The following is an 11,620-nucleotide window of genomic DNA, read 5'->3' on the forward strand; positions in this document are numbered from 1 at the left end:
GAGTAGGGGAGTGGGGGAGTGTCGAGAGATGGGGTGTATTAGATATCTCCCAAAATCCCATCATCAAATCAATTATTACCAATTTTTTATCAATTACTTCTCCTGAGACCTGACTCCTAAGCCAAAAACCCACATCTTTACGAAGATACCAAATGGGTTCTATAGAATCCGGGTAATTGGAATATTTTTCAATCTTTTTCCTGTATTAGTTCTCTACCTAGGAGGTACTGATAACTGTTAACTGTTAACTGATAACTGATAACTGAAATGACTCAAGCAAACTCTCCTCCAACTCTTAACCTGCAATTGACTGCGATGCAGCTTACCGATAATAGAAGTATGGGAAAGTTTGCTATATCTCGTGGTCAAACTGTAGATGCAAACCAAATAGAACTACAAGTTTTCCCAGGAGAACCAAGTCAAATTCTGCTGCAGTTAGAAAATCAGTCTGAAGAACATCTAACCCTTTATTTGCAACTTGAATTTCAACCAGAAATTTCTCCCCATTGGTGTCAATTTTATCAAGAAACTATTAATAATGGTTCAACTCAATCAGAAGTAGTTCAAGGATTTAGCCATCAATTAATAATTAACCCTCAACAGCGACAAGATATTGAAATAGAGTTTAATTTTCCGCCAAACTTTTTTGAAAATCAACAAGCTATAAACTCAGAAAATGACAAACTAGAAATTAATTATTCTGCTCAAATTTTAGCTTACAAAAACAATCCAAATGAAAAGTTAATTGGCTATCAAGTTTTTGACTTAAAAATTCGTCCCCGCATTGAATATCTTGAGTTTTTACCAGTTATTTATCGTGAAGCAGATTTCCTAAGTCGTTTCTTGAAAATCCTGGAAGAAACCTACGATCCGGCTGTCCAAACTACCGATAATTTATGGGCCTATCTTGACCCTCTAACCACACCTGAAGCACTACTTCCCTTTCTGGCCCAGTGGGTAGGTTGGAAAATAGATTCTCGCTGCCCACTTCAGATTCAGCGTCGTTTGATTCGCAATGCAGTCACCCTTTACCGTTGGCATGGAACTCGTAAAGGTTTACGATTCTATCTGCATCTGCTTACAGATTTACCCCTTGATGAAGACCTCCCTGAAGCGGAAAAACATATTAGTTTATGGGAAGATTTTCAGAAAGGATTTGTTTTAGGAGAAGCTTGTGTTAATCAGGATTCAATGCTTGGTGGTGGACGTGCTTATCACTTTATTGTTCGTCTAAAAGTTGAGTTTCCCAATCAAATTGATGAACCGTTAGTGCGAGAAATTATTGAAGAATATAAACCTGCTTTTTGTACTTATGAATTAAATATTGTACAGGATTTTTAGGTGAATATACTAACAGGTTATTCGCTGGATAATTTCTCTAACAATTGATTTTGATGTCGTCTGTACCAGGCAAAATAAAGTAGGTTAATTCCCAATTCTTGTGCTGTTCTAATTTCAGTGCGGGGTAGTGTGTGTTCGTGGATTCCCCAAGCTTGTGATAAATGGCCAATAATTATAATCATTCCGCCTCCTACAAAAAGTTTAATGGATTCATTGTTAATATTAGGAAGTATTGCAAAGAGAAATGGATGAACTTTTAGTAAATGATCGGGAAGGAGTCTTTCCCAATTAATAAAATTAAGATTAAATTCTTCTCTTGCCCAATCTGTCAAATCTTTAAAATTTTGCTCGATATTGTTATCTATTAGAATTTCAATTAATACAGTTCCTCCACTTTTTAGATAATTTTCTAATATTTCTATCTGCTCGTTCCCTAACTCAAAAGTTTGTTGTTCAGTTAAATATAGTAGATCGAAATCAAGGGTTTCATTGGGATTAAGGCGTATTTGTTGAATTTCTGAAATACCTTGCATTCTGGAGTCAAGTGACTCTACCGAACGCATCAGAAAAGCAAGATTATCTTGACAATATTTTCCCTCCGCTTCTGACATCATTCCTCCAGAAGCTTGAGGGGATAACATTGCTGTTTCAATCACAATTTCCGGTCGCGATCGCGCTAGAATTNGGGTTTCATTGGGATTAAGGCGTATTTGTTGAATTTCTGAAATACCTTGCATTCTGGAGTCAAGTGACTCTACCGAACGCATCAGAAAAGCAAGATTATCTTGACAATATTTTCCCTCCGCTTCTGACATCATTCCTCCAGAAGCTTGAGGGGATAACATTGCTGTTTCAATCACAATTTCCGGTCGCGATCGCGCTAGAATTCGATAGCGTAAATCTATATCGTTAACTTGAGGAAGTAAAACATCGTTGGGTTGCTTAATTTGAATAATTCCTGGTTGTAGGTTGATGCGACAAATTTCGACTTCTAGATGACTAGGGGGCTCAGTTTTTTGATCGATCCGAAATGTTTCTCGAACAACATCATTATCATTTCTTAAGCTGAGTTCTTCTGGATCGACATAACTGACTACTAAATAGACAAGAATGGGTTCAAATTTGGAAGGTTTAGGATCGGTAATTCTAAATTCCATCGGGCGATCAATAATAATTGGATTTCCCTCACCATCAATGGCAATTCCTGGTTTTATCATTAACCATCCCGTTTGAAATTTTGATTGTACGCCAGGAGGTGCTTCAGTTGGATGTACCCCTAACCCACAAACAATTCCAGGTTGATTTAGGGATTGATAATGTAAATTTTGCCGTCTGCGAGAATAGTGATGAGCTAAACGCCACCTTTGAGCATTGATCATTAAACCGTCTGTAACATGAAGACGATCTAAGGGATTAGGTGAAGGTTTAGGAAAAAATTGTTCTGTCATTTCACTTATCAGTTATCTGTCCCTCTTGTAATAGGGAGGCTTGAAGTGCATAATTTTCTTTTAATTACCTCTGTTCTACTACTCTGAGAAAAATAAATCATGGAACTTTTTTATGGCAATATTTGGCCACATTATTGACTAGAGTTTTTTGGGATTACAAGCAATGGCCAGAGAAAGGAGTTACCTATGAAATAATGAATACATCAGATTATTAAGTCCGTCAAGTTGGCAACAGAACCCACACTTCAGTAGTGAATTTAGCAAACTTTTGTAAAGATTATGTGGCTATTGGGTTTAATTATGGTATTTTATTAATAACTCCAGAGTAATCGGGACGTATCGACCATGACTCATGATTTTGTCAAGCCTAAGAAAATAGGTGGACTTGATACCAACACCCATCCTGGACAAAGAAGTCCATTTGCTAGCCGTCCTTTTTTAGCAACTCCTAGAAGTCAGCCACAGCCCCAAGACATACAAACGATGAGAGAACGGGCGGCACGATATCGAGCTGCAAATCCTCATATATATGGCACTCCAGCTCAACCTCAAACGGTTCAAAGACAAGCCTCAGAGAAGGAAGAAGAAAACCTTCAGATGAAGGCAAATGAGTCGGTTCAACAAAAACTGGAACAACCTGACCTCCAAACATTAATCAGACAAAGAGCTGCACGAGTCGATACACCGCTACAACGGATGATGAAAGTTCAAATGGCTGAAGCTCAGGGCTTGGAGCAGGAGAAGGACGATCTCCAGATGCGTCAGGAGTCTTCAGTTCAACGGGAGGCGATGCCAGAGGAACAAGATGAAAAGAAACCTGAAGATATTCAAGCAAAAACAGAACCTCAACCGGAAGATTTAGAAAAAGAAGAAGATATCCCTCCAGTTCAGGCTAAAGCAGAATCTCAACCGGAAGATTTAGAGAACAAGAAGCCAGAAGATATTCAGCCGAAACTCAACTCAACTGTTCAAGCTCAAGAGGATTTAGACGAGGAGAAGCCAGAAGACCTTCAAGCAAAGACAGAATCTCAGCCGGAAGATTTAGAGAACAAGAAGCCAGAAGATATTCAGCCGAAACTTAACTCAACTGTTCAAGCTCAAGAGGATTTAGACGAGGAGAAACCAGAAGACCTTCAAGCAAAAGCAGACTCTCAGCCCGAAGATTTAGAAGAAGATTCACCTCCAGTTCAGACCAAAGCAGAGCCAACTGAAACGTTAGAAGAAGAGACAAAACTTCAGGAAAAACAGGAACTGAATGTTCAATCTCAGCCGTCACAGCAAGAAGAAGAGGTTAAACTGCAACAAAAGGTTAATCAAGCCATTCAACAGCAGAAACTGGACGAACAGAAAAAGGATGCCCAGCTACAAACTCGCATCGATCACTCTATTCAACGGCAAAAAATCAATAAAGCTCAAGACCAAGGTCATTTGCAACAGCAAATTAATCATGCTGTTCAACATCAGGAACTTGAAAAACAACAGGAGGAAACGCAACTCCAGGGTCGGATTAATCGCGCTATTCAGAAACAGAAAGCCCGGGAGGACGACGATATTCTTAAAGCACCTCCAGCCAAAACTCAGTCGGTTCGGCCTAAATCTTTTCAGACTAAGCTTCAGAATAAGTTACAGACCAAGCTAACGGTCGGGAAACCAGGGGACAAATACGAACAAGAAGCGGACAAAATGGCGGCTAAAGTTATGGCCATGCCAGAGGCAGAGCAGAAAATATCCCAGGAAACTGAATTAGCTCCCAAGCAAGAGGAATCTGAAGTTCAGATGCGATCGCTGGCGGATTCTATTACCTCTCTTGGTCACGGACAATTGACGGGTGAGCCACAGTCTGTTGTTCAGAATAAGGAAGGCCAATCTTCAACCCAACCCGGTCTGGAAAGTCGTTTAGCCAGTCAGCAGGGTCAAGGAAGTCCTCTACCGGATGAAACGCGCAACTTTATGGAGTCGCGGTTTGGGGCGGACTTTGGTAATGTGCGGGTACATACGGGTTCCCAGTCGGTGCAGATGAATAAGGAGTTGGGGGCACAGGCGTTTACTCATGGAAATGATGTTTACTTTAATTCTGGGAAGTTTAATCCGGGGTCGAGTAGTGGGAAGGAGTTGTTGGCCCATGAGTTGACTCATACGATTCAGCAGACGGGTGGGGTTCAGGCAAAGTTACTGAATACCCCAGCAGAAGGTGAGAGAGAAAAGACTCAGAAGGTAGGTAAGGTTGATGTTTTAGACTCCTCTAACAAAGAGCAATTTAAAACAGGCGATCGTCAACTGTCTTCTGCTTTAGAGAATAAGTCTCCTTCTTCCTCTAAGCTGGCCTCACAACCAGAAAGCAAATCGGTAGTCCAAGAGGCAAAACAACTAGAGTCAGAGGAAACGACTAAACTAAAGAACAACAAAGATAAAGAAGCTCTAAAACAAGAGCAGAATTCCCAATCACCTGAAGCAAAACAATCTGAATCTGAAAGTGCAGTACGGGAGCAACAGCNTTAAAACAGGCGATCGTCAACTGTCTTCTGCTTTAGAGAATAAGTCTCCTTCTTCCTCTAAGCTGGCCTCACAACCAGAAAGCAAATCGGTAGTCCAAGAGGCAAAACAACTAGAGTCAGAGGAAACGACTAAACTAAAGAACAACAAAGATAAAGAAGCTCTAAAACAAGAGCAGAATTCCCAATCACCTGAAGCAAAACAATCTGAATCTGAAAGTGCAGTACGGGAGCAACAGCAAACTACCTCTGGTCAGACATCTGAGGGTAAAAATCAGGATGTTTCAAGAGCAACTGGTGTAGCCAAAACACCTAATGACAACGTTAGTTCGTCAGGTGCGACAACTGGTTCTCCAAATGCAAAGACTGAGAATCTTTCTGGACAAATGCCTGGTGGTGGAGCTGATAGTTCTCCTGTACCTCAAGATGCTGTTTCATTGAGTAGTAAAGATCCAGGACAAATCATTGAACAACTCAAAACAACACCTCCAACTCAAACGTCTGCTACCTTTGCTCAAGCTGGCCCTGCTTCTGCCCAAGCTTTAGAAAATCAGCGCCAGCAGATGCAAGAAACTCTTCCAGAAATCCCTGCTCCTACAGGTTTACCTGCTCAACAAGGAGATGCTGGAGCAGTAACGCCTCAAGCTGCTGCAAAGATTGAACCTACTCAAGATGCTCAAGTTTCAGAACCGTCAACTGATACTTCAAAACAGGTGTCTATGGAACAAGTCGTGGAAGTGCAAGAAGCTCCACCTGCTCCAAATCAACCTCCAACTCAACTTGCAGGGGGAGAAACGACAGAAGATGGACAAAATAATGAAGCCTTGACCCGGAGTGCTCAAAACTCTGTGGCAAATGTCAGGTTAGACAACAGTCAAGTTAGTACCAGTGCTGGAGAACGTCCTAACGTTCAGCTGACAGGTGAAGCAGATCCCTCTAAGATGCAGAGAAATCTAGCTCAGTCAGGCCAGAAAGTTCAGTCTGCCAAAGCTAAAGCAGCTCAGAAAATTCATCAGGACTTTGGAGAAAACAATATCTTTCCCCAAAGCAGTAACGAAACGCTAAAGGCCAACAAAGAACTTTCTGCTGTTAAGTCTCCTGAAGCGAATGGAGGAAAGCCTGTTGCTCTGCCTGGGGAAGCTATTGCAGGTTTGAATCAATCCCTTAGTCCTTACCTTCAGGAAAAAATTGGGGCAGAACAAGAGAAGTATAAGACTGGGAAAGAAAAATTTGATGTTGACTCCGCTAAAGCAAAAGCAGATGCTAACCAGGAAGTTGAAAAGCTGGATGAAGAGACGAAGCAAAAGCAACTAAAAGAACAGCAAAATGCCAAGTCTGAAGTTGCTCAAGCTAGAGAAGAATGGCAAACGGAATTAGACTCTGCTGAACAAGATTATCAGGATAAAGCAGCTAAGGCGACAACTGAACAACGCCAAAAGATTGATACTGAGCAGGCTAAGGGAGAATCTGAGGCTGCACAGCATCNAAGCTGGATGAAGAGACGAAGCAAAAGCAACTAAAAGAACAGCAAAATGCCAAGTCTGAAGTTGCTCAAGCTAGAGAAGAATGGCAAACGGAATTAGACTCTGCTGAACAAGATTATCAGGATAAAGCAGCTAAGGCGACAACTGAACAACGCCAAAAGATTGATACTGAGCAGGCTAAGGGAGAATCTGAGGCTGCACAGCATCTCGATGAAGCTGAGAAAAAGGCTGAAGCAGAGAAACAAAAGGCGGATCGAGACGCAACCAAAGAAAAGGCAAATGCAGAGAAAAAATCTGGTGGTTTCTGGGGTTGGGCTAAGTCGGCAGCCAAGTCTTTGATTGATGGGTTGAAACAAGCTGTTAATTTCATTTATGACAATCTGCGTAAGGCTGTTAAAGCGATCTTTGAAGCAGCTAAGAAGCTGGCAATGGCAGCCATTGAGCTGGCTCGCAAGGCAATTGTTGGCCTGATCAAAGCCTTTGGAGAAATTCTCAAGGGATTAGTCAATGTTGTTTTTGCTGCTTTTCCAGGAATAGCCAAGAAAATTACAGCTAAAATTGACCAAGCAGTTAATAAAGCAGAGCAAGCAGTTAATGCAGCCGCTGACTTGTTAAAGAAAGGTATTTCCGCCATTTTGGACTTCTTGGCGAATACTTTAGACAAATTGTTGGGACTGATCCAAGACTTGTACAACGGAATTTTCACCGTTATTGGTATGATTATCAACGGTGAACTTAAGGAATTACTCACGAACATTGGTAATTTAATTGCAGCCGCTAAAGCTGCGCCTCCCCAATTTGAAACTGCTGGTTTAGAAGAACTCCTTGGAGGGAATCTTGACGAATCCCTTTCACCCCAGGAATTATCCCAAGCTGCAGCAATGGGAATCAATATTCCTAGTCAAGAAGGTGGAAGTACAGCACAAGCCGGTGAAAGCGATTTACCAAGTCCACCTTGGACACAGGAAAATGTGGGAGTAGACGCAGTTGACAACAATATGGAACTGTCCCCAGAGTTAGTTACCCAATTAATGGCACAAACTAATGGTAATGGGGAAGTAATGCTCGGCAAGTCCAATGATGAAAGTCGCTCAATGGAATCCATTATTTCCGAAGCTACTGGACAAAAGCAACAGGAAGGTGGTAAGGAACAAGCCAAGAATCCAGATGATGGTTTGTCGCCAAGACAGCGAGCAGACATCAAATGGCAGATGATGAAGCAGGGCATTAGCCAATGGTGGTCAGAAAATTGGCCATTAGTTATTGGTGGGACAGTAGCAGCAGTTGGGGTGATCGCAGGTGCTTTGATTGTTAGTGGTGGAGCCGTTGCGGCTTTAATTCCGCCGATTATGAGCGTCTTAACACCATTGTTTGCTGGCATCACAATTGCTACTATTGGCGGACACGTTAGAGATTATGTAGCGAAGGCTTGGGAAGGAGATATTCAAGGTGGNAATTGGCCATTAGTTATTGGTGGGACAGTAGCAGCAGTTGGGGTGATCGCAGGTGCTTTGATTGTTAGTGGTGGAGCCGTTGCGGCTTTAATTCCGCCGATTATGAGCGTCTTAACACCATTGTTTGCTGGCATCACAATTGCTACTATTGGCGGACACGTTAGAGATTATGTAGCGAAGGCTTGGGAAGGAGATATTCAAGGTGGTGGTAAGAGTTTAGCTAAGGGACTTGTTGCTGGAGCAATTGAACTTGTGTCCTGGTTAACTTTGAAAGTAGGAGGAGCAGCCCTTAAAGGTGCTAAAGCTGTGGTGAAAGGTGCTAAAGCTGCGGCGAAGGGTGGTATTAAACTTGCCAAGAAAGCAACTCAGGCAGTTATTAAAGGTGCGAAATATGTAATTCAAAAGGGTAAGGTTCTGTTCAAAGGTATTGCTGGTTCCGGAATTGGCAAGCAGTTTAAGCGGCTTCAGGATTTGGGTAAAGGGCTATTGGAGCGGATGCGGTTTAAGGCATTCCGAATTCGGGTTAAGAATCGAAGGTTTAGGCTTGAGGGGCTGATTAATCCTTGGATAATGCTAGCCAATGGAGATATAGAATGGGTAGACGAATTAACACAACAGGCTGCTTATGGAAGTAAGGCTAGTGGAAAAAATGCAAATGGTGAGTTAGTAGAGGGTATTTTAGTAAGAGGTTCTAAAGCTAACCCTGATTATAGAAGTATTGCAGATGCTTATTTTGAAAAAGCTGTAAGTAAAACTAAGGTAATTCATCACTCCATAGAGCAGCAAGTACTCAAGAAGTATCCTGGTCTTTTCTCAAAAACTGAGATTAATGCTGGCAGTAGACTGCGTCCTATCCTAAAAGGCGTTTTCAATAGTGAGGTACATCTTTCTAAAATTAGGAAACTTTGGAATAATTTTTATACCGTTATAGATGGTTTATCAGGTTTATCTAAAGAAGCAAAGCGTATTGCTTTTAATCGTTATGCAGCATACATAGACGAATATATAGAAAGCATGGGACATTTCATGGTAAATAATGCTGATGTAGCAAAAGCAATTACTAATAGCGACGATAAATTACTTCGTAGCTTGTTAGGGAATGAGTCTCAAAGACTACTCAGCACAGAGTTGAGACCAGACAGCGCATTGACCAAAGCCATTCAAGGTCTAATATGAGGAGATTAAGATGTTACCCAAAATATTTTCATTCGTTGGTTGTCCAGTCATAGGTCAGCTTGGAGAAGAATCAATAGTTACTTACCAAAACTATTGTGAAACGTGTAAAAGACAAAATGATGTAGTGCAATTTCTTGATTATTCATTTGATAGATGGGATGGCGAAGATATTGTTAAAACAGGAAATATCTACGCTGTTACGGATCGTCTTCGGAATGCACTTGAGACATCTGGGCTGACTGGATTTTCTTTTCATAAAATGAAAACGTCGAAAAATGAGCTTTTTGAAGAAATAGATCCAAATAATGAAATAATCATTCCTACTTTTTGGCAACTTGAAATTTCAGGTAAAGCAACAGGTTCCTCCGGTTGGTGGGAATATCAAGGTGAATGTAAAGATTGCTATAGACCTAATTGGGGATACACAGACCGAGTCTCTAGAGCACTTATGGCATCTGTCATGGGTGAAATTGGTCCTCCTAGAAAAGTAAGCATTGATAGTTGGCAAGGAGAAAGTATTTTTTGGTTAAATGATCCAGGACCACCTCTAGTAATTGATAAAGTGATTTGTTTATTCAATGACTTAAATATTACTGGAGTAGCATTTCACCCAGCAGAATGGGAAACACTTTAATAGATGGGTAATTTCCTAATCAAGGATAAGTTTATGTACAGATTTATGCACGTAAATTAGAAAACCATTCAAATTCAAGTCTTTTATTGATCAAAAAATGAGTAGTCATACAGAAAATTTTCCTTTAGAAAAAGAGCTAACCTTCAATTACTCCTCCAACTCTCCCCTAAAAATTCACACAACTTCCCTATCCCTCACCAAACAAAACAACCAAATCACCGAATGTCACCTCACCTTCAGCATAACCTACCAACTCTACCAACGCATTGACACGGAAGCCTTATTCAACCTCAAACCAGAAATCCGCGCACCTCTTTCTGCTGGAAACTTCCAACCATCATCCGAAATTAAAATCGAAGCCACTCTTGACCCTGCTTTACTACCAAAAATAGCAGAAAATGCCACAGATGCTAACCAAGCAACATCTTACCTCCAGCAACTCAGCCAACAACAGCCCAATCATCCAATTTTATCTACCTATAGTTGGTACGCCTTGGAAGTCAAACAAAAACAAGAAACAGGTGAAACGGGTTACCGCACTCTGTGGAATTATCTCAAACCTTCCGATATCACCAGTGATGGTATTGATAGCAAAAAAATGAGTGAAGCAATGCTCAATTTTGCTAAAGAGTGGACAGATAGCAATAACTCAGAAGATTCGGTAGATGTCATGTCTCAAGCAGTTGAAGAAATGAGTCATACCTTTGAAGAGTTAACAAATAATCTCTCAGAAATGACTCAAGAAGTACTTTCTGAAAGTATGAAAGAAATGACCGATGCTTTTGAAGAAATAACTAATAGCATCTCAGAAATATCTGAAGAAATTGCCTCAGAAGAAAGTATTTTTAAAGCAGTAGTCAACTTCTTTATCGAAGATGATTGGCAATTCGCCAAACTTGAAACAGAACCAACTTTACGTCTCGCTTTCCAAGGTAAAAACGGAAAATGGGACTGTTACGCCAAAGCCAGAGAACAACAGCAACAATTTGCTTTTTATTCAGTTTGTCCCATTAACGTCCCAGAAAACAAACATCAACCCATCATAGAATTCATCACCCGCGCCAACTATGGCATGATTATAGGAAACTTTGAATTGGATTTCACAGATGGAGAAATTCGCTACAAAACTGGAATTGATGTAGAAGGGGATAGACTGAGTTTTGCATTAATCAAACAGATAGTTTACGCCAACGTAATGATGATGGACGAATATTTACCAGGAATTCAGGCTATTCTCTCTGAAAACCTCTCACCCCTCGAAGCAATTACCCTTTTCGGAAACATTTTTTACACCATGACCAACAAAATCTCTAACCACAGAAAAACCTTCTGCTTCAGCATACTCTTGAATAGCAGCTCCAATATCTCCAATTTTATTTCCTGGCTTAACTTCAGCAATGCCTAAATACATACATTTTTCTGTAACTTCACTAATTTTTTTGCTAGTGGAGAAGGTTCACCAACAAAAAAAGTTTTAGAAGTATCTCCATGATACCATCAAGAATTGGCGTCACATCAATATTAATAATATCCCCATCTTTTAAGACTTCTTTCTCATTAGGAATACCATGACAAATGACTTCATTAATAC

General features: G+C 40.7%; 4 protein-coding genes and 2 pseudogenes. 4 read left to right on the forward strand and 2 right to left on the reverse strand.

Annotated elements, in window-relative coordinates; translation table 11 throughout:
* Positions 1-267 precede the first annotated feature (267 nt).
* Positions 268-1,341 carry a phage tail protein gene (locus tag AFK68_RS26965; protein ID WP_094676648.1) on the forward strand — a complete coding sequence of 358 codons (1,074 nt, stop codon included), beginning with the start codon at positions 268-270 and terminating at the stop codon, positions 1,339-1,341.
* Between the two features lie 17 nt (positions 1,342-1,358).
* Here the strand turns inward: AFK68_RS26965 and AFK68_RS46630 are convergent, their stop codons facing one another.
* A complete protein-coding gene (locus AFK68_RS46630) occupies positions 1,359-1,982 on the reverse strand; it encodes a DUF4159 domain-containing protein (RefSeq protein WP_371357581.1) in 624 nt (207 codons plus the stop codon).
* Positions 1,983-4,739: 2,757 nt separating this feature from the next.
* Between AFK68_RS46630 and AFK68_RS46635 the strand changes: the two genes are divergently transcribed.
* The 3 genes and pseudogenes from AFK68_RS46635 to AFK68_RS46640 all read left to right on the forward strand — a co-directional run.
* On the forward strand, positions 4,740-5,283 hold a 544-nt coding region (locus tag AFK68_RS46635; RefSeq protein ID WP_371357582.1), incomplete at its 3' end, for a DUF4157 domain-containing protein.
* Positions 5,284-9,405: 4,122 nt separating this feature from the next.
* Positions 9,406-10,029, forward strand: coding sequence for a hypothetical protein (locus AFK68_RS26990; RefSeq protein WP_094676656.1), 624 nt, complete (start codon positions 9,406-9,408; stop codon positions 10,027-10,029).
* 769 nt (positions 10,030-10,798) lie between these two features.
* Positions 10,799-11,245, forward strand: a pseudogene (locus tag AFK68_RS46640) (YbjN domain-containing protein); the annotation flags it as partial.
* A 63-nt stretch (positions 11,246-11,308) separates the two neighbouring features.
* Here the strand turns inward: AFK68_RS46640 and AFK68_RS27000 are convergent.
* A pseudogene (locus tag AFK68_RS27000) lies at positions 11,309-11,620 on the reverse strand (M24 family metallopeptidase); the annotation flags it as partial.

Origin of the sequence: Hydrocoleum sp. CS-953 (genome assembly GCF_002260545.1) — a bacterium.
In the GTDB taxonomy this organism is placed as follows: Bacteria; Cyanobacteriota; Cyanobacteriia; order Cyanobacteriales; family Microcoleaceae; genus Trichodesmium.